Genomic DNA, 18,133 nt, shown 5'->3' with positions numbered 1-18,133 from the left:
GGTCAGCCGGCCAGCCCGGCCAGGACCGAGTCGAGGAGGTCCAGGGAGGCGCGTATGTGCGGGAGTTCGAGGGGGTCGGGGGCGGTGAGCGCGGCGAGCCGTTCCGCCGGGTCCGCGCCGAGCAGCGGCCCGGTGGACAGGCGGACCCGCAGCTCGCCCAGCTCGTCGGCGAAGCGCTGGCCGCCGGGGGTCGGGGCGCCGAGCCGGGCGCCGAGCCAGTCCTCCAGCTCCATGGCGTCGCGGACGCCGTGCCGGGCGAGCCCGGGCCGCAGCGGTGTCAGGTCGGCGTACACGTGGCGGCCGGCCTGCGGCGGCCGGGCGAGGGCTCCGGCGGCGAGCAGGTGCCGGTGGACGGCGGCGGCGACCGCCCCGTGCAGGGCGGCGGCCGCGCGGGCGCGGGCGGCGACGGCGTCGGGTTCGTGGAGGGCGTGCGCCGCGGCCGCGGCGACGGGCGCGGCGACCAGGGCTCCGGTGGCGGCGAGGACGTCGAGGGTGCGGGCCCGCAGCCGGGCGCCCTGCGGGGTGCCGGGGAAGCGGGCGACGGCGGCGGGCCAGCCGGCGGGCAGCAGGGCGCCGGACAGGTCGAGGAGGACGGCGGCCCGGTCGGGCAGCATCTCGGCGGGGCTGAGGACGAGGGTGTCGTGCGGCCGGTGCACGGTGTCGCGCCAGCTCTCGTCGCTGACGACGAACAGGTCGGCGGTGGCGGCGGCCTCGCAGGCCTCCAGCAGCAGTTCCGGGGGTGGCACGGTCGCGGTCGGGTCGTCGGCGACGGACAGCAGCAGCACCCGCGGGTCGCCGCCCTCGGCCCGCACCCGGCGGACGGTCTCCAGCAGGGCGTACGGGTCGGGAACGCCCCCGCACTCGGCGGGGGTCGGCACGTGGTACGCCCGCCGCCCCAGCAGCCGGACCTGCGGGGTCCACCACGCCGGGCACGGCCGGGGCAGCATCACATCGCCCCCGTACGCGCCGATCAGCGCGAGCAGCAGCGCGGGCGCGCCCGGGGCGGCGGCCACGTGCTCCGGGTCGACGGCGAGCCCGCGCCGCTCCCAGTGCCGGCAGGCGGCCTCGTGCAGGGGGGCGCCACCGCCCGGGGACTCGGGGGCGGAGCGTTCGGCGGCCGCGGCCAGGACGGCGGTGAGCTCGGGCGGCACGGGCAGCCCGGGCGGGGGCGCGAGCGGCCCGAACCGGACCGGTCCCCGGCCCTCCGCCGTGCGCCGCATCCCCTCCACCTGGCCCTGCCTTCCCGGCTCGTCCTGACACGTCCGTACCGCTCCGCCGACCGACCATGCCCTTTATACGATCGCCTGCCGGATTCCGCCCGCTGTGTCAGCCCTTCAGCCCTTCCGGCCGACCAGTGCCAGCAGCCTGGTCTGGGCGTCGGCGCCCGGCGGGACCTCCAGCGGCGGCGCGAACATCCCGCTGGCCGCGAGCCCGTCCGCGTACGGCATGACCTCCTTGAGGGAGAACTCGACGAGCCCGCCGGGCAGCCGGTCGTCGGCGCCGATGCCCCGCGCGAGGTCCCAGGTGTGCACCACGCAGTCCGCGGTCAGCTCCGCACAGTACGCCGCCCCCTTCGCGGGCCCGTAGGACAGCGCGATGGTGCGCTCCAGCGCCCCGGGGGCGGTGAACGCGGCGTGCGCGGCGTCGGCGGCCTGCTCCCAGGCGGCGACCGGGTCGTCGCCGAGCACGTCGCCGGCGAACCGGTCGCCGATGTCGGCAACGGTGCTGCCGTCGGTGACCAGCGGCGGGATCCACAGCTGCTCGCCGGTGACGTGGTTGACGAGGTCGCGCACGGTCCACTCCGTGCACGGGGTCGGGGCGCCCCACTGGTCGTCCGCGACGGCCCGCACGCGCTCGCCGAAGAGCCTGAGCGCGGCGGCGTGCTGTTCGAGCAGCGTCTCGGGCATGGGTCTCCCGGGCATGGGTCTCACCGCCTCCTGCCGTGGCGTGCTCCCCTCCAGCCACTCTCCTCGCCCCCGTCGCGCCCCGCCACCCAAGGGCGGGCCCGCGGCCCCGGCTTGCGGGCGGCCCGCGGCGCAGGACGCCGGAACGGTGGGCGGGCGGATCCGCACACCATGCGGCCCCGGGGGATGAGGACGTGCCCCGCGACGCCCGATTCACCGCAGCGGGACCTTCGTTCGGCCTTCGTTCGATCTTGGTCGGCCTTGGTCGGCCTTGGTCGGCCTTCGTTCACCGGTGCCGGCTTTCCGCGCGCCGGGTTCTGCGCGACGTCACGCGGGGCGTGCGGCCGCACCGCCTCAACCCGGCGGGCGCATGCGGAAGTCGTACGCCGGCGGGAGCGGGCGGTCCGTGATGCGGGACCAGACCTCGGCCAGGATCTCGTCGCCCTCCCTCAGGTCGGGGAGTTCGAAGCCGTCCTCGAAGACGCGGCGGGCGGCGGCCATGTGGCCCTCCGCCGCCAGCAGCAGCGCCGCGAGCAGGCGGAAGCGGGGCTGCTCGCGCAGGGCGGGGCGCAGCCGGTCCCACACCGCGCGGGCCTCGGCCGGGCGGCCGGTCTCCAGCAGGGCGGTCATCGCCTCCCGGCCCAGCGCGGACTCGGCGGCCTCCCAGGCGGCGCTGCCGCGGCCGGCCTGCGCCGGGTCGGCCGGGTCGGCCAGGTCGGCGAAGGCCTCCGCGTAGCGCCGGGCCCCGCGCACCGGGTCCCCGGACAGGGTGTCCGCGGCCGCCAGGCAGCGCAGCAGCGGCCAGCGCGACGCGGCCCGGGGGAGGCCGCGCTCCCAGCTGCGGATCGCCTGGGCGACGTCGCCCGCATGCCACTGGGCCACGCCCAGGTGGTACTCGGTGAGCGGGTCGGCGGGGGCCGTCTCCAGCATGTCCCGCCAGTGCGGGGCGACCAGGCTGGGCCCCGGGGGCGCCGTACGGCCCGGGTCGGGGAGGGCGCCGCTGCGCCACAGCTCCAGCCAGGGCTGCTGCTCCTCCCCCAGGTCGGATTCGGCGAAGGGGGTGCCGGGGAGCTTGTGGCCGCCGCACAGCACTTCCAGGGCTCCCCATCCCGAGCCGCGGGCCAGCCGCTCCCCGGGCTCGGTGTCGGCCGCGCCGCGCCAGGCCGCGTACGCCTCCTCGACCCGGTGTCGGGGCAGGGCCGCGTCCAGGGCCCGGCCCGCCTCGGCGCGGGCCGCCGCCCAGTCGGGGCCGTGCACGGCCGCCGGGTCCGCGGTCAGCGGGCCGTACGCCTCCAGCCAGCTCAGCTCGGCCCCGGCCTCCAGGCGTACGTGTTCCAGCTGGGTGCGGGCCAGCCCGGCCTGGATCTCGGCGTAGCCGCCGCTGCCCGGCTCGGTCAGCCAGTCCTGCCAGCGCCGGCCGCCCGCGCCGGAGCCCCACACGAAGAGCTTCCGGCCGCGCAGTACGTCTGTGGAGGTCTGGGCGAGGCCGCTGCCGGCGGCGTCGAGGGCGGCGATCCAGGGGCGTGTCCCGGCCCCGGCGGCGGGGTCGGGCTCGTGGTCGACCTCGTAGAAGTAGTCCGCCGCGTACTCGCTGCGCAGCGGGTACGTGCGGTCCGCGCCCTGCCAGTCGGGGACCGGGATGCGGCGCAGGCTGCGCTCGCAGCCGTGGTTCCAGGCCTCGTCGGCGGGGGCGAGGACGCGGGTGCCGTGGTCCTCGGGGACGGCGGTGTTGGACCACCAGTAGACGGGTGCGGGCCGCTCGTGCGGGTTGCGGATGCGGACGCCGGCGTACAGGTACTCCGAGTCCTCGGGCAGCCACAGGTCGACCTGGAAGGGCAGGTCGCGCAGCCGTTCCCATTCCCACAGCCGCAGCATCACCCCGCCGTCGGGCGCCGGTACGGTCGCGGCGTGGAGCGGGGCGCAGGCGAGGGTGGTGTGGCCGGTGGCGCCGATGTTCCATTCGATGCCGCCGGAGAACCAGGCGCCGTTGAGGGCGAAGTTCGCGGGCTGGAACACCGGGTTGCGGTAGAGGAGTTCGCGGCCGGTCGGGACGTGGACGAGGGAGTGGACGCGGCCGCCGAGGCCGGGCAGGACGGTGGCCCGCAGGTGGGCGTTCTCCAGGACGAGCGCCTCGAACTCCCGTTCCTGCCGCTGCCGTCCGTAGCCGTCGAGGATCCGGACGGGCAGCAGCGAGCGCAGCGGCCCGTAGCCGGCCTGCCGGGCCATGTCGCGGGGCAGCCCGGCCCGGGTGCGCTCGTCCAGGGCGTGGGCGCCGGCGGGGGCGCCGAGCGCGGGGAGCGGGTTCTCGGGGCCCAACGGGGCGGCGGGCAGGGTCAGTACGGCACGGCGGACGGTGGTGGCCATGGGGAAATGGAACACGCCACGGCGGCCGGTGCACAGGGGATCCGCGGATCACCACCGGTCAGGATTACGCAAAGCCGTGGCCAGGGCTGTCACTCGAAGGCGCCGGCGACGAGGTCGGCGAGGAGGGCGCCGGCCCGCCCGTCGGGGTCGAGGTCCGGGTCGTAGATGGTGACGTTGAGCCCGACGCACCGCGGGGAGCCCGCCAGCACCCGCAGCAGCGCGGCGAGTTCGCCGGGGAGGAGCCCGCCGGGGTCGGGGCTGTCGACGGCGGGCATGACCTCGGGGTCGAGCACGTCGGCGTCCAGGTGCACCCAGAACCCGTCGGTGACCGGCGGGTGGAGCCCGTCCAGGGCGGCCCGGGCCACGGCCTCGGCCCCGCGGGCGCGGATCTCCCCGACGGTGGCGGTGCGGATGCCCGCGGCCCGCAGCTCGGGCAGGTCCTCGTCGCCGTCGCGGAGCCCGAAGAGGCGTACGTCCTCGTCCCGCAGGTAGGGGCCGAGGCCCTCCAGGTCGGCGAGGCCGGCCTGGCCGCGGCCGGTGGCGAGGGCGAGCTCCTCGCCGCCGGCTGCGCCCACGGGCCCGTTGACGGCCTCGTTGCCCGGGTGGCGGAAGTCCGCGGAGCCGTCGATCGCGGCGAGCCCGTAGCGGCCGAGGCGGCGCAGGGCGAGGGAGGCGCCGAGCTGGATCGAGCAGTCCCCGCCGAGCACGACGGGGAACTCCCCGGCCCGCAGGTGCTTCTCGATCCGGTCGGCGAGGCTGACGGTGTACGCGGCCAGCGGCGCGGCGTGGAACACCCCGTCGCCCTCCTGCCAGTCCCCGCGGTCGTAGCGGGGCGGGACGACGACCCCGCCCTCGCGGGCGCCGAGCCGGCTCAGCAGGCCCTGGTCGCGCAGGGCCCCGGCGAGCTTGTACACGCCGGGCACGGTGCCGGGTGCGGGCGGGCGCAGTCCCAGGTTGGAGGGGGCGTCGAGGAGCACCGGGTTTCGCATGCCCTCATCCTCCGCCATGGCGGGCGCGCGGAGGAAGAGGCGCCGGCCGGGCCGGGTCAGGTCATCTCGGCGGTGATCGCCCAGCGTTCGTGGTCGCGCCAGGCCCCGTCCACGCGGAGGAAGTCCGGGGACAGCCCCTCCAGCCGGAAGCCCCGGCCGCGGACGAGGGCGATGGAGGCGGTGTTGCCGGGCTGGATGTTGGCCTCCAGGCGGTGCAGGCCGAGGCCGCCGGACCGCTCCGGGGCGAAGGCGTGGCCGAGGACGAGGCCGAGGGCCTCGCCGAGGAGGCCGCGCCCGGCGGCGTGCGCGAACGCGCCGTAGCCGAGGGCGCCGCACTGGAAGGCCCCGCGGACGATGTTGTTGATGTTGATGAATCCGGCGATGGCGCTGGTGGAGAGCTCGCAGACGAGGAATCCGGCGCGGCTGTCGCCCTCGGCCAGCCGGGCCGCGTACGGCTCGTACTCCTCGATGGTGGCGGGCGGGAACAGCCAGGGGCGGTGCAGTTCCCGGCTCTCGCGCACCCGGGCGGTGAACTCGGGGCCGTCGGCGGGCCGGAAGGGGCGCAGTCCGACGCGCCCGCCCTCGGCGACGTACGTGGAAATTCGCATCGTGCCAGGCTAGATCGTGTGTGATCATGCCGCAGTGATCAGCATCCCGAACACCGACGAACTCCTGCACACCGCGGCGCGCAACAACGCCGCCTGGTGCGCCGCGGTCTGCGCCGGAGGCGCGTTCACCGCGGACGCCTGGACCAGCGCGCGCCGCACCCCGCCCTACTACCCGGACGCGGTGACCCTGACCCGGGACGTCCCGGCCGCCGCCCTGGCGGCCGCGCTGGACACGGACTCCCCCGGCTGCTCGGTCAAGGACAGCTTCGCCGTGCTCGACCTGGCCCCGGCCGGCTTCGAGGTCCTGTTCGAGGCGCAGTGGATCCACCGCCCGGCGGACGCCCCCGCGCCGGCCGGGACGGCGTCGCCGGCCCTGGCCTGGTCGCGGGTGGCGGACGCCGCGGAGCTCGACCGGTGGGAGGCCGCCTGGGACGGGGAGCGCAGCTCGGGCCTGTTCCACCCGGGGCTGCTGACCGGGGACATCGCCTTCCTCGCCGGGCGGGACGCGGACGGGCGGATCCTGGCCGGGGCGGTCGTGAACGCGGCCGCCGGCGTGGTCGGGGTGTCGAACGTGTTCGCCGCCGACGGGGTCGGGGACGACGAGGCCTGGGCGGGCGCCCTCGCCGGGATCGCCGGGCTGTGGCCGGGGCTGCCGGTCGTGGGGTACGAGAGCGGGGAGGACCTCCGGACGGCCGCCCGCCACGGCTTCACCGAGCTGGGCCCGCTCCGCGTCTGGCTGCACACGGCCTGACGCCGGCCCGTGCGGCCGGGCCCGGGGGCCGTGCGGCCGGGCCCGTCAGCTGGTGTCCAGGTGCAGCTTCGGCACGTCCGTCCGTTCGATGCCGAACACCTTTACGTACAGGGCGAGTTCCGCCTCCAGGGCGCGGACCATGGTGTCGGCCCGGCGGAAGCCGTGCCCCTCGCCCTCGAAGGCCAGGTACGCGTACGGCACGCCCCGCCCCCGCAGGGCGGCGAGCAGCCGCTCCGCCTGGGCGGGCGGGCAGACCGCGTCGTCCAGGCCCTGGAGCAGCAGGAACGGTGCGGTGATCCGGTCGGCGAGGGCCACCGGGGACCGCTCTCGGTCGCGTACGGCGAGGGTCTGCGGCGGCCCGGCCAGGGCCTCGACGTAGCGGGACTCCAGGTCGTGGGTCTCCTCGGCGAAGCCCCGCAGGTCCAGGACCGGGTAGCGGATGGCGGCGCACGCGTACAGGGAGGTCGCGGCGAGCGAGGCCGCGGCCGTCCAGCCGCCGGCGCTGCCGCCGCGGATGGCGAGCCGGTCCGGGTCGGCGGTGCCCTCGGCGGCGAGGGCCCGGGCCACCGCCGCGCAGTCCTCGACGTCGACCACGCCCCACTGCTCGCGCAGCCGTTCCCGGTAGGCGCGCCCGTAGCCGGTGGATCCCCCGTAGTTGACCTCGGCGACGCCGATGCCGCGGGAGGTGAAGTAGGCGATGTGCAGGTCGAGTACGGGCGGCACGTGGTCGGTGGGGCCGCCGTGCGCCCAGATGACGTACGGGGGCAGTTCGTCGGCGGGGGCCCGGCGCGCCGGGTGGTGCGGCGGGTAGACGTGGGCGTGGATCTCCCGGTCGTCGGGGCCGAGGAAGGTGCGGGTCTGCGGTTCGGGGTAGTGGGCGGGGTCGACCGGGTCGACGCCGGCGGCGCCGATCACGCGGGCGTGGCCGCTCTCGGTATCGAGTTCCACCACCTCGTAGGCGCTGCGCGGGCTGGCGGCGACGCCGTAGACGCGGTGGCCGTGGGCGGCGAGGGTGGGCTGCCAGGCAGTCCAGGGGCCGGCGGCATCCACCAGGTCGCCGCTCTCCGGGTCGAGGACGCCGAGGACGGAGGAGCCCTGGCCGTGCAGGACGGCGACGAGCCCGTCGGGCAGCGGGGCCAGCCAGCTCAGCCCCGGCTTCCACAGCGGGCCGCCGAACTCCTCCTCGCGCGGGCACAGGTTGACGGCGGTGCCGCTGTCCGGGTCGACCCGGTACGGGTTCCACCAGCCGCTGCGGTCGCTGACCGCGAGGAGGCTGCCGTCGGCGCCCCACTCGGCTTGGGCCACGGCCTCCTCGGGCCCGCCGAGGACGGTGCGGGCGCCGGCCAGGGTGCCGTCGGCGGCGACGGCGGCGAGCCGCAGCTCGGTGCCGTCCCAGGGCATCCGCGGGTGGTCCCAGGCCAGCCAGGCCGCGTGCCGCCCGTCGGGGGACAGCCGCGGCCCGGTGGCGAACCGGTGCCGGCCGTCGGTCAGCTCCCGTACCCGGGAGCGGTCGCCGGCGGCGGACCCGTCCAGCGGTACGGCGGCCGGCACGCGGCGGACGTCGGTCGGCGCCGGCCCGGTGAACTCCTCCAGGACGCACCACACCTCGGTGCCGCGCAGCACCGGGTCGGCCCAGCGCAGCCCGCCGCCGACCGGGGAGAGCGGGGTGAGCGGGCGCGGGGCGGGGCCGCCGGGCGCGTCCGGCTCGTACGCGTACATCCGCTGGTCGGCGTAGTGGACGAAGACCACCAGGGGGCCGCCGTCGGGCCGCTCGGTGCCCGCCCAGGGGCGGCCGCCGTACTCGGTGAACCCGCTGCGGACGTTCCACGGGGCGGGCAGGGCCTCGGCCGCGGAGCCGCCGCCGGGCCGGCGCACCAGGGTGCGGCGGCCGTTCTCGGCGGGCCGGGGCTCGGTCCACCACACCTCAGGGCCGATCGTGCCGACGTACTCGGGCCGGCCGTCGTGGGAGGCGGCGAGCGCCGCGCCGAGGGGCGAGGGCCAGCTGCCGTACGGCTCCTGCGCGGCCTGAGCCGCGGCCGGAGCCGGAGCCGGGGCTGCGGCACCGGTGTCCTGCCGGGAGGCCTTCACGGGCTCCCCCTCACAGCGTCCGCAGCGCGTGGTCGAGGACGCGCACGCCGAAGTGCAGCGCGTCGACGGGTACCCGCTCGTCCACGCCGTGGAAGAGGGACCAGTAGTCGAAGCCCGGGGGGAGTTTGAGCGGGGAGAAGCCGTAGCCGGTGATGCCGAGGCGGGAGAACTGCTTGGCGTCGGTGCCGCCGGCCATGCAGAACGGCACGACCCGCCCCGCCGGGTCGAAGCGCTCCACGGACTCGCGCAGCACGGCGAACGTCCGCCCGTCGACGGGGGCTTCGAGGGCCACCTCGCGGTGGTGGAACTCCCAGGTGACGTCGGGGCCGGTCAGCTCGTCGAGGGTGGCGAGGAACTCCTCCTCGCCGCCGGGCAGCGTCCGGCCGTCCACGTACGCCGTGGCACTGCCCGGGATGACGTTGACCTTGTAGCCGGCGCTGAGCATGGTCGGGTTGGCGCTGTTGCGCAGGGTCGCCTCGACGAGGGCGGCGGCCGGGCCGAGCTTGGGCAGCAGCTCGTCGAGGTCGGTCTGGCGGCTGCGCGGGTCCACCGACAGGCCCTGCAGGGCGGCGAGTTCGGCGATGCAGGCGGCGACGGTGTCGGTGAGGCGGACGGGCCACCGGTGCTCGCCGATGCGGGCGACGGCGGCGGCGAGCCGGCTGACGGCGTTGGCCGGGTTGGGCTTGGAGCCGTGCCCGGTGGTCCCGCGGGCGGTCAACTTCAGCCAGGCGGTGCCGCGTTCGCCGGCGGCAATGGGGTAGAGGCGCTGCCGGGGGCCGGTGTGCACGGTGAAGGCACCGGATTCGCTGAGCCCTTCCGTGCAGCCCTCGAAGAGGCCGGGGTGGTGGTCGGCGAGGAAGCCGGAGCCGTCGACGGCGCTGTCCTCCTCGTCGGCGGTGAAGGCGATCACGATGTCCCGGCGGGGGGCCGCCCCGGCCCGGGCCCAGGCCCGTACGACGGCCAGCACCATCGCGTCCGTGTTCTTCATGTCGACGGCGCCGCGGCCCCAGACCACCCCGTCGCGGACCTCCCCGGAGAAGGGGTCCACGCTCCAGTCGGCGGCCTCGGCCGGGACCACGTCGAGGTGGCCGTGGACGAGGAGGGCGTCGGCGGAGGGGTCGGTGCCGGCGATCCGGGCCACCACGTTGGTGCGGCCGGGGGTGCGTTCGAGGAGTACGGGCTCCAGCCCTGCGGAGGCCAGGAGCCCGGCGGCGTACTCGGCGGCGGGGCGCTCGCGGCAGTCGCCGCCGCCCCGGTTGGTGGTGTCGATGCGGATGAGCCGGGAGGTGAACTCGACGACCTCGTCGAGCGCCGCCCGGTCGACCGGGGACCCGTCGGCCGGGGACCCGTCGCCCGGGTCCCCCTCGGCAGGCGGCTCCCCGGCGGGTGTCTGGTGCTGGGGCGTGGCTACGGACATGTCAGCCATACTGCTCCTCCACGGCCGAGGAGACGACCGTCGTGACCGTCTTGAACGTCCGGATCCCCTCGTACATCGCATCACTGGTGTACGCGACCCTGCGTTCGCCGCTGCGTTCGACGCCCGGGACGAGGGTGGCGTACATCGCCAGGTGCTCGGCGTCGAACTCCAGCTCGACCGTGTACGGGCCGCCCCGTACCGGGTCCCGGCGCACCGCGAGGCCCGCGGCCTGCTTGGCGGCGGACCGGATGTCGGCGGCGGTGCGGGCGGGGGTGCGGCAGACGGCGGCGTAGCGGGAGACGTGGTCCTTGACGGCGACGGTGACCGCGTCCGGGGCGTACCCGGCGGCGTCGCGGCAGGTCAGGTCGTCCCCGGTGACGAGGACGACCGGGACCCCGTACTCGGCGACGACGTGGGCGTTGAGCAGGCCCTCGCTCGCGCGGACGCCGTTCAGCCAGACCCCGGTGATGGAGTTGGCGAGGTAGGTGTGGGCGAGGACGCCCTCCGTACCGGCGCCGGTGTGGTAGCCGACGAAGGCGACCCCGTCGACGTCCCCGTGCTGCACCCCCTCGACCATGGACAGGGCCTTGTGCCGCCCGGTGAGCATCTCGGCCCGCTCGTCGAGCTGTTCGAGGAGGAGGTTCCGCATGGTCCAGTGGGCCTCGTTGACGACGACCCGGTCGGCGCCGCCGTCGAGGAAGCCGAGGACGGCCGCGTTCACGTCGGAGGTGAACATCGGCCGGCAGCGCTCCCACTCGGGGGTACCGGGCAGGACGTCGGCGGGCCAGGTGACGCCGGTGGCGCCTTCCATGTCGGCGGAGATGAGGATCTTCATCGGGCCCCCGGAGGTCGGGTGCGCGCAGCGCGGCGGTCGGCGCGGACGTCGCGCACCGCACCGTCCACGCGGGTCTCCACCCTAGCTTTCCGGACCCGCCGCGGCCTGTCGGGCGCGCCCGGGAAGGCCGGCCCGCCCGTGCCGGGAATCCACCCGAACCGGTGAGGCCGTGTCCTCGGCCTCGGCCTCACCGGCAACGGCGTGGCTCAGGCCTCGACTTCGCGGGCCAGGTTCTCCAGGACCGCGTCGTAGATGCGGCCGAGGCCCTTGGGGGCGAAGGTGCGCTCGAAGAAGCCGCCGATGCCGCCGGCGCCGTTCCAGACGGTGGTGACGACGGCCTTGGACTTGCCCTCGCCGGCCGGGGTGACGATCCAGGTGGTGACCATGGAGGAGTTGCGGTCCTTCTCCACGAGCTGGCCGTCGGTGGGCTCGGTGACCTCCAGCAGGCAGTCGCGCACGCGCTTGCTGGTGGCCTGGAGCTTCCAGTGGACGAGGGTGCCCTCGCCGTCGCCGCCCTCGCGCACCTCGTACTCGCTGAAGTGCTCGGGCAGCAGCTTGCCCCGGGTGCCGGTGTAGTCCGCCAGCGCGTCGAACACGGTGTCCGCGTCGGCCGCGATGATGCGCTCCGTGGTGGCCTCGACCTGCGCCATACCTGTTCCTCCAGCAGTTGTGTTGCCTCGTCGGCGGCAAGCCAACCACTTCGGGGGCGGCGGCCCAAAATCGGGCCCCGGGTCAGCGCACGTCTGTGCGCAGCCGGGCCCGTGCGGTATCGAACAGCCCGGCCTGTTCGGCGGGCCGGCCCGCCCCCGCCTCGCTGTCGACGAGCAGCTGGTAGACCTGCCCGGCGGCGCCCGTGACGAACAGCTCGACCCGTCTGCGGGGCGCGCTCTGACCGGCCCAGTGGTAGTCGAGGGTGAGCAGGACGGCGTCCTTGCCGTCGTGGGCGGTACGGGTGCGCTGCACCTGGAGGCCCTCCATGGAGGACTCGGCGGTCTTGCGGTACCAGGCGAGCTGCCCGTCGGCCGCGGCGTCGGCGGTGGTGCCGTTGAAGCTGTCGCGTTTGTACCCGAGGACGTGCGCGCCGTCGGGGGACTTCCAGTTGCGGCGCAGGTCGTCCGAGGCCTCGGGCTGCCAGCCGTCGGGCACCGCTCCGGAGAGGGTGAGCGCCGGCTCGACGAACGGGTGCCAGCCGGCGGGCAGCGGCGCGGGCGCCGGGGTGGTGGCCGACCCGGGCGTGGGCGCCGGGGACGCCCGAGGCGCCGGGGACGCCGGAGGCGCCGTGGGCGCCGGGGTCGCGGGCTGTCCCGGGGCCGACGGGGCGGTGGCGCTCGGCCCGGGCGAGGCGGGGGTCCCCGGGGCCGGGGGCCTGGCCCCGGAGGAGACCACCGCTCCCGGCAGGCCGAACACGGCCAGCAGCAGTCCGGCGACGGCGGTCGCCGCCGAGACGGCCGCCGCCACCTCGCCCAGCCGGCGCCGCGGCTCCCGGCCGCCGTTCTCCTCCGGCCCGGACTCCGTCACACCCATCCCCGCGCCCCCGCCCCCCTCGCGTATCCCCTCCACCGGCCCATTGAAAGCGACGAACGCGGCCGGCGGAGGAGAATCCGCAAGGTCCGGTCCCGCCCCGGCGGTCGAGGCCCCGCGGCGGCCGGCCGTCAGGGGTACGGCTGTCCTCGGCGGCGCCGTACGCGGCGTCCGTGACACCCCTGGTACTCCATCTGCGGCCCGGGCCGCGCGAGGGGGTCACCGCCTGGTCGGGGCGGTGCCGGCCACGGCCGGTCGGGCGGTATGCGCGGAGGGGTGCGGGCGGGGTGTACGCGCCCGCCTGGCGCCGGCGGCGGATCGCCCGCCAAGTCCGCGGGCCTGCGGCGGAATTCGGTATCGGTCCCCACGGTGGGGCGCCGCCCGGGGGGGCGGGCTGCCGGAGCGGGTGGTCGGGCCTGCGGGCGGCGGCCGGGAGCAGCTCATGCTGCTGTGCCCGTCGGCGGCGGCCGAGGAGCCGTCAACCCCATCTCATCCCATCGGGCCAATCCGGGGCCCAATCCCGTTTTCCGGGCCGCGCTTCCGGGACGATTCCGCCCAGAACCCTCGGCTGGGAGGCCCCATGACCCGTCCCGTGAAGAAGCGCGCCGCCGTCCTGCTGTCGATCGCCACCGCCACCGCCGCCGCGGTGGCCGGCCAGCTCGGGGCCGCGCCGGCCCCCGCGGCCGCCGCCACCGCCGGCACCACCGCGTCCGCCCCGGCGGCCGCGCTGCGCTGGACCGGCTGCGCCACCAGCCGCTACCCGACGCTGGAGTGCGCCTCCCTCAAGGTCCCCCTCGACCACGCCCGCCCGTCCGGGCGCCAGATCACCCTGGCCCTGACCCGCGTCCCGCACACCGCCGCCACGAGCCAGGGCCCGCTCCTGGTCAACCCCGGCGGCCCCGGCGGCAGCGGCCGGGGCCTGGCCCCGTACATCGCCTCCGCCCTGCCGAAGGACGTGGCCGCCCAGTACGACGTGATCGGCTTTGACCCCCGCGGGGTCGGCAAGAGCGAGCCCGCCCTCGACTGCACCGCCGGCCACTTCAACCCCGTACGCCCCGACTCCGTGCCGTACGCGGGGCAGACCGAGCAGGCCAACCTGGAGCGGGCGGAGGCCTTCGCCGAGGCCTGCCAGGCGAAGCACGCGGACCTGCTCCCGTACATCGACACCGTCTCCGCCGCCCGCGACATCGAGGCGATCCGCACCGCCCTGGGCACGCCGAAGCTCAGCTACTTCGGCTTCTCCTACGGCACCTACCTGGGCGCGGTGTACGCCAAGCTGCACCCGGGCCGCGTCCACCGCATGGTCCTGGACTCGGTCGTCGACCCGGGCGGGGTCTGGTACGAGGACAACCTCGCGCAGGACCGCGCCTTCGACGCCCGCCACAAGGCGTTCCTGGCCTGGGTGGCCGAGCACGACGCCACCTACCGGCTGGGCACCGACCCGACCGCGGTCGAGCAGCGCTGGTACGGCATGCGGGCCGCGCTGCGCGAGGAGCCGGCGGGCGGCAAGGTGGGCCCGGCGGAGCTGGAGGACACCTACATGCCGGGCGGCTACTACAACGGCTACTGGCCGAACCTGGCCGAGGCGTTCTCGGCGTACACGGTGGGCGGGGACGCCAAGCCGCTGGTGGCGGCGTACGAGCGGTTCGGGGCGGTGGAGCCCACGGCGGGCAACGGGTACAGCGTGTACACGGCGGTGCAGTGCCGGGACTCGGCCTGGCCGAAGGACTGGAACACCTGGCGGGCCGACATGTGGCGCACGCACGCCGAGGCCCCGTTCATGACCTGGAACAACGCCTGGTACAACGCCCCGTGCGCGTTCTGGAAGACGGAGCCGCTCCAGGCGCCGGACGTGACCAACGCCGACCTCCCGCCGACGCTGCTGCTGCAGGCCACGCAGGACGCGGCGACGCCGTTCGGGGGCGCGCTGACCATGCGGGACAAACTGAAGGGCTCGGCGCTGGTGGTGGAGGAGGGCGGCGGGAACCACGGGGTCTCGCTGAGCGGGAACACCTGCCTGGACGAGAAGGTGTCGGCCTACCTGCGCACGGGCCGGGCGGCGGACGCGACCTGCCCGGCCCAGCCCGACCCGAAGCCGACGTCGGCCGGCCGCGCGGCGACCCCCGCGGCGGGCGGTGCGGCCCTGCACGGCCTGCTGGGCTTCCGCAGCTGAGCGCCGAGCGCTCCGCGGGAAGTCCGGTCGTGAAACCGCGGGCCGGCGGGGGCTGATCGCGCAGTTCCCCGCGCCTCTACGGGGGCGCGGTACCGCACCGGCTCCGGGCTTCCGGCATGATCGTCCACCATGACCGACCACCACCTCACCCGTATCGCGGCGCCGGAGGGCGTCGCCCCCGGCACCGGCTACACCCATGTCGTCCTGGGCACCGGGACGTTCGTCGCCGTGTCCGGGCAGTGCGCGTTCGACGAGAAGGGCGGCATCGTGGGCGCCGGCGACCCCGGGGCGCAGGCCCGGCAGGTGTTCGCGAACCTGCGCCGGTGCCTGGCCGCCGCCGGGGCGGGTTTCGACGACGTCGTGAAGCTGACGTACTTCGTCACGGACATGGCCCACCTCCCGGCGCTGCGGGCGGCCCGCGACGCGGTGATCGCCCCGGACCGCCTGCCCGCCTCCTCGGCGGTGCAGGTCGCCGCCCTGGTCCACCCGGACCTCCTCATGGAGGTGGAGGCGTTCGCCGTCGTCCCGGAGCCCGGCCGCCCCTGACGGCCGCCGGCCGCCGGCCGCCGTCAGGGCAGTGTGCGCAGGGCCCGGGTGGCGGCCACCGCCAGGCGGGGGTGGGCCTGGGCGCGGGTGAGGACCTCACGGGCGCTCGGGTCGGACAGCGCGCCCAGGCCCTCCACGCAGGCCAGGGCCACCCGCCAGTACGGGTCGTGCGGCGCGAGCCGCCGGGTCAGGGTCCGGATCAGGGCGGGGGCGGACTCGGGGGCGCGGAGCGCCACGAGGAGCCGGACGGGCTGGAGGGCGTACGCGGTGCGCAGCTCGTTCGTCGCGAGGGCGGCGGCCGCGCGGGCGGTGCGCGGGTCGCCGAGCGCCGCCAGGGCCTCGGCGGCGGCCGCGCAGCGCGCCGGGTCGCGGTGGTTGAGCAGCAGGACCAGCGGTTCGAAGGCCCGGCGGTCGCCCGCGAGCCCCAGCCGGTACGCGGCCAGCTCCCGGGCCCACAGCGGCAGCCCGGCCGACATCAGGGAGGCGGCGAGCGCGTCCGGGTCCGCGTCGAGCAGGTCCCGGTAGCGGGGAGAGCCGTCCGCTTCGGCCCGCAGGCGTTCCAGTACGCGCTGTCCGTCCTGTCCGTCGCTCACGCGGCCCACCCTAGGGGCAGCCGGGCCGGCCCGTTCGGCGTTCTCCCGCATTGGCCGCCGTCCCGTGGCCGGGACGGCGAAGGGAATCCGGAGAGCGGACGCGCTGCGGCGCCGCCCGGGTGGGCGGCGTACGTCACACCGGCTGTCTTCTCCGCGCTCTGGCCAAGGAGTTACCGACGAGTTAGTCTCGCTGCAACACGTACGAGGCCGGCCTGGTGACGCAGCCGCCTCGTGCAGTCGGTCCGGTACCCAGGTACCGCACAGCACCACCGGTACCGCCAGGTACCGCTCGCAGCACGCGGCCGCCGGCCGTCCGCGGACTGCGCTCCACGTGCGGCGTGGCCCCGGGACAGGGTCCGCCGCTCTCCGTTCCGCCCCGCCCCGCCCGATCACGGCGCCCTGTGCGGACATCTCCCGTTCTCCCGCTTTTCCCGTTTTCTGCTTTCCCGTTCTGCTTTCCCGTTCTTCCGGCCGTGCGTCGTGCGCCGCGCGCCACCCTCAGTCGTCACCCTCATCCACTGGAGTCCCGCGATGGACCTTCCGTCCACGTCCAGTCAGTCCACCCTGCAGACCATCGCCGTCGTCGGCCTCGGCACGATGGGCACCGGTATCGCCGAGGTCCTCGCCCGCGCCGGCCGCGAGGTCGTCGGCATCGACATCAGCGAGAGCGCCACCCGCCGGGCCACCGCCTCCCTCGCGGCCGCCACCGCCCGTTCCGTGGCCCGCGGCCGCCTCACCGAGGAGGAGCGCGAAGGCGTCCTCGCCCGGCTGCGGACCTACACCGAGCTGGAAGCCGCCGCCGGCGCCGACCTCGTCATCGAGGTCGTCCCGGAGGAGTACGGGCTCAAGCACCGGATCTTCACCGAGCTGGACGCGATCGTCCGCCCCGACACGATCCTGGCCACCGGCACCAACGCCCTGTCGGTGACCCGCCTCGCCGCCGAGTCGCAGCGCCCCGAGCGCGTCCTGGGCCTGCACTTCTTCAACCCGGCGCCCGCGATGAAGCTCGTCGAGGTGGTCTCCAGCGTCCTGACCGCACCGCCCGCGGTGGAGGCGGTCACCGCCCTCGCCCGCGACCTGGGCAAGGAGCCGGTGTCGGTCGGCGACCGCCCCGGGTTCGTCGCGGACGGCCTGCTCTTCGGCTACCTGAACCAGGCCGCCGCCATGTACGAGTCGAAGTACGCCTCCCGCGAGGACATCGACGCGGCGATGCGGCTCGGCTGCGGTCTGCCGATGGGCCCGCTCGCCCTGCTCGACCTGATCGGCGTGGACACCGCCCGGACCGTCCTGGAGGCCATGTACGCCTCCTCCGGCGACCGGCTGCACGCCCCGGCCCCGATCCTGGGCCACCTGGCCGAGGCCGGGCTGACGGGGCAGAAGTCCGGGCGCGGCTTCTACACGTACGCGGAGCCGGGCAGCTCCGAGACCGTCCGCGACGCGCAGACCCCGCTGGAGGGGGCCGGCCTCGGCGAGGGCCGCCCGGTCTCCTCGGTCGGCGTGGCCGGCTCGGGCACCATGGCGAGCGGCATCGCGCAGGTCTTCGCGCAGGCCGGCTACGCGGTGGTGCTGGCCGCCCGCAGCCAGGAGAAGGCCGAGGCGGCGAAGGCGGCCATCGGGAAGTCGCTGGGCCGTGCGGTGTCGAAGGGCCGGCTGACCGAGGAGGCGGCGGCCGGGACGCTGGCGCGGATCACCCCGGCCGGGTCGCTGGACGCGTTCGCCGAGGTCGACCTGGCCGTGGAGGCCGTCGCCGAGGACCTGGCGGTCAAGCAGGAGCTGTTCGCGGCCCTGGACAAGATCTGCAAGCCGGGCGCGGTGCTGGCCACCACGACCTCCTCGCTGCCGGTGATCGCCTGCGCCCGCGCGACCTCGCGCCCGCAGGACGTGATCGGCATGCACTTCTTCAACCCGGCGCCGGCGATGAAGCTCGTCGAGGTGGTCCGGACCGTCCTGACCTCGGACGACGTGCACGCCACGGTCCGCGCGGTCTGCACGAAGGTGCGCAAGCACCCGGTCGACTGCGGTGACCGGGCCGGCTTCATCGTGAACGCGCTGCTGTTCCCGTACCTGAACAACGCGATCAAGATGGTGGAGCAGCACTACGCCGGCATCGACGAGATCGACGCGGCGATGAAGCTGGGCGGCGGCTACCCGATGGGCCCGTTCGAGCTGCTCGACGTGGTCGGCCTGGACGTCTCCCTGGCCATCGAGAAGGTGCTCCACAAGGAGTTCCGCGAGCCCGGCCTGGCCCCCTCCCCGCTGCTGGAGCACCTGGTGGCGGCGGGCTGCCTGGGCCGCAAGACCGGCCGCGGATTCCGTGAGTACGCCCGCCGGTAAGACGGGCCCG

Annotated in this window: 15 protein-coding genes; 4 read left to right on the top strand and 11 right to left on the bottom strand. The window is 76.1% G+C overall.

The features are described 5' to 3' along the window. Window positions 1-2: 2 nt before the first annotated feature. From ACIQUT_RS02465 to ACIQUT_RS02445, 5 genes are all read right to left on the bottom strand, one after another. Window positions 3-1,220 (bottom strand): aminotransferase class I/II-fold pyridoxal phosphate-dependent enzyme, encoded by a 1,218-nt coding sequence (locus tag ACIQUT_RS02465; protein WP_403558361.1) that lies wholly within the window; start codon window positions 1,218-1,220, stop codon window positions 3-5. A gap of 114 nt (window positions 1,221-1,334) precedes the next feature. After that, entirely contained in the window at window positions 1,335-1,922 is a 588-nt protein-coding gene (locus tag ACIQUT_RS02460; protein WP_403558359.1) for a TIGR03086 family metal-binding protein, read from the bottom strand. Window positions 1,923-2,258: 336 nt separating this feature from the next. Continuing rightward, window positions 2,259-4,268: a DUF5107 domain-containing protein gene (locus ACIQUT_RS02455; protein WP_403558357.1), complete on the bottom strand. Its 2,010-nt coding sequence runs from the start codon at window positions 4,266-4,268 to the stop codon at window positions 2,259-2,261. Window positions 4,269-4,357: 89 nt separating this feature from the next. After that, window positions 4,358-5,257 carry an arginase family protein gene (locus ACIQUT_RS02450; protein WP_403558355.1) on the bottom strand — a complete coding sequence of 300 codons (900 nt, stop codon included), beginning with the start codon at window positions 5,255-5,257 and terminating at the stop codon, window positions 4,358-4,360. Between the two features lie 56 nt (window positions 5,258-5,313). Further along, entirely contained in the window at window positions 5,314-5,865 is a 552-nt protein-coding gene (locus ACIQUT_RS02445) for a GNAT family N-acetyltransferase (protein WP_403558353.1), read from the bottom strand. 34 nt (window positions 5,866-5,899) lie between these two features. Here ACIQUT_RS02445 and ACIQUT_RS02440 point away from each other — a divergent pair, with 34 nt between their 5' ends. Next, on the top strand, window positions 5,900-6,616 hold the full coding sequence (locus ACIQUT_RS02440) for a hypothetical protein (RefSeq protein ID WP_403558351.1): 717 nt from the start codon (window positions 5,900-5,902) through the stop codon (window positions 6,614-6,616). 45 nt (window positions 6,617-6,661) lie between these two features. Here the strand turns inward: ACIQUT_RS02440 and ACIQUT_RS02435 are convergent, their stop codons facing one another. From ACIQUT_RS02435 to ACIQUT_RS02415, 5 genes are all read right to left on the bottom strand, one after another. Next, on the bottom strand, window positions 6,662-8,704 hold the full coding sequence (locus ACIQUT_RS02435) for a prolyl oligopeptidase family serine peptidase (protein ID WP_403558349.1): 2,043 nt from the start codon (window positions 8,702-8,704) through the stop codon (window positions 6,662-6,664). A gap of 10 nt (window positions 8,705-8,714) precedes the next feature. Next, window positions 8,715-10,121 (bottom strand): M20/M25/M40 family metallo-hydrolase, encoded by a 1,407-nt coding sequence (locus ACIQUT_RS02430; protein ID WP_403558347.1) that lies wholly within the window; start codon window positions 10,119-10,121, stop codon window positions 8,715-8,717. Between the two features lies 1 nt (window position 10,122). Next, window positions 10,123-10,956: a M55 family metallopeptidase gene (locus ACIQUT_RS02425; RefSeq protein WP_403558345.1), complete on the bottom strand. Its 834-nt coding sequence runs from the start codon at window positions 10,954-10,956 to the stop codon at window positions 10,123-10,125. Window positions 10,957-11,162: 206 nt separating this feature from the next. Further along, window positions 11,163-11,606 carry an SRPBCC family protein gene (locus tag ACIQUT_RS02420; RefSeq protein ID WP_179178179.1) on the bottom strand — a complete coding sequence of 148 codons (444 nt, stop codon included), beginning with the start codon at window positions 11,604-11,606 and terminating at the stop codon, window positions 11,163-11,165. Window positions 11,607-11,688: 82 nt separating this feature from the next. Then, window positions 11,689-12,480 (bottom strand): hypothetical protein, encoded by a 792-nt coding sequence (locus ACIQUT_RS02415; RefSeq protein ID WP_403558343.1) that lies wholly within the window; start codon window positions 12,478-12,480, stop codon window positions 11,689-11,691. A gap of 577 nt (window positions 12,481-13,057) precedes the next feature. Between ACIQUT_RS02415 and ACIQUT_RS02410 the strand changes: the two genes are divergently transcribed. Next, entirely contained in the window at window positions 13,058-14,650 is a 1,593-nt protein-coding gene (locus ACIQUT_RS02410) for an alpha/beta hydrolase (RefSeq protein WP_403558341.1), read from the top strand. Window positions 14,651-14,779: 129 nt separating this feature from the next. Then, the gene (locus ACIQUT_RS02405) at window positions 14,780-15,196 is read left to right on the top strand and encodes a RidA family protein (RefSeq protein WP_403558339.1); all 417 of its coding nucleotides are present in this window, start codon (window positions 14,780-14,782) and stop codon (window positions 15,194-15,196) included. 23 nt (window positions 15,197-15,219) lie between these two features. On the opposite strand, the gene ACIQUT_RS02400 is transcribed toward ACIQUT_RS02405, so the two are convergent. Continuing rightward, the gene (locus ACIQUT_RS02400) at window positions 15,220-15,789 is read right to left on the bottom strand and encodes a HEAT repeat domain-containing protein (protein WP_403558337.1); all 570 of its coding nucleotides are present in this window, start codon (window positions 15,787-15,789) and stop codon (window positions 15,220-15,222) included. 531 nt (window positions 15,790-16,320) lie between these two features. Between ACIQUT_RS02400 and ACIQUT_RS02395 the strand changes: the two genes are divergently transcribed. Beyond that, the gene (locus tag ACIQUT_RS02395) at window positions 16,321-18,123 is read left to right on the top strand and encodes a 3-hydroxyacyl-CoA dehydrogenase family protein (protein ID WP_403558335.1); all 1,803 of its coding nucleotides are present in this window, start codon (window positions 16,321-16,323) and stop codon (window positions 18,121-18,123) included. The last annotated feature ends 10 nt before the right edge of the window (window positions 18,124-18,133 follow it).

The organism is Streptomyces sp. NPDC090445 (genome assembly GCF_044769385.1).
Classification (GTDB): Bacteria; Actinomycetota; Actinomycetes; order Streptomycetales; family Streptomycetaceae; genus Streptomyces.
This window is presented reverse-complemented; position numbering and strand designations above follow the sequence as displayed.

Coding starts and splice junctions, on each gene's coding strand:
- ACIQUT_RS02465 (WP_403558361.1), bottom strand. CDS start 1,220: ATGCGGCGCACGGCGGAGGGCCGGGGACCGGTCCGGTTCGGGCCGCTC.
- ACIQUT_RS02460 (WP_403558359.1), bottom strand. CDS start 1,922: ATGCCCGGGAGACCCATGCCCGAGACGCTGCTCGAACAGCACGCCGCC.
- ACIQUT_RS02455 (WP_403558357.1), bottom strand. CDS start 4,268: ATGGCCACCACCGTCCGCCGTGCCGTACTGACCCTGCCCGCCGCCCCG.
- ACIQUT_RS02450 (WP_403558355.1), bottom strand. CDS start 5,257: ATGCGAAACCCGGTGCTCCTCGACGCCCCCTCCAACCTGGGACTGCGC.
- ACIQUT_RS02445 (WP_403558353.1), bottom strand. CDS start 5,865: ATGCGAATTTCCACGTACGTCGCCGAGGGCGGGCGCGTCGGACTGCGC.
- ACIQUT_RS02430 (WP_403558347.1), bottom strand. CDS start 10,121: ATGTCCGTAGCCACGCCCCAGCACCAGACACCCGCCGGGGAGCCGCCT.
- ACIQUT_RS02425 (WP_403558345.1), bottom strand. CDS start 10,956: ATGAAGATCCTCATCTCCGCCGACATGGAAGGCGCCACCGGCGTCACC.
- ACIQUT_RS02420 (WP_179178179.1), bottom strand. CDS start 11,606: ATGGCGCAGGTCGAGGCCACCACGGAGCGCATCATCGCGGCCGACGCG.
- ACIQUT_RS02415 (WP_403558343.1), bottom strand. CDS start 12,480: ATGGGTGTGACGGAGTCCGGGCCGGAGGAGAACGGCGGCCGGGAGCCG.
- ACIQUT_RS02410 (WP_403558341.1), top strand. CDS start 13,058: ATGACCCGTCCCGTGAAGAAGCGCGCCGCCGTCCTGCTGTCGATCGCC.
- ACIQUT_RS02405 (WP_403558339.1), top strand. CDS start 14,780: ATGACCGACCACCACCTCACCCGTATCGCGGCGCCGGAGGGCGTCGCC.
- ACIQUT_RS02395 (WP_403558335.1), top strand. CDS start 16,321: ATGGACCTTCCGTCCACGTCCAGTCAGTCCACCCTGCAGACCATCGCC.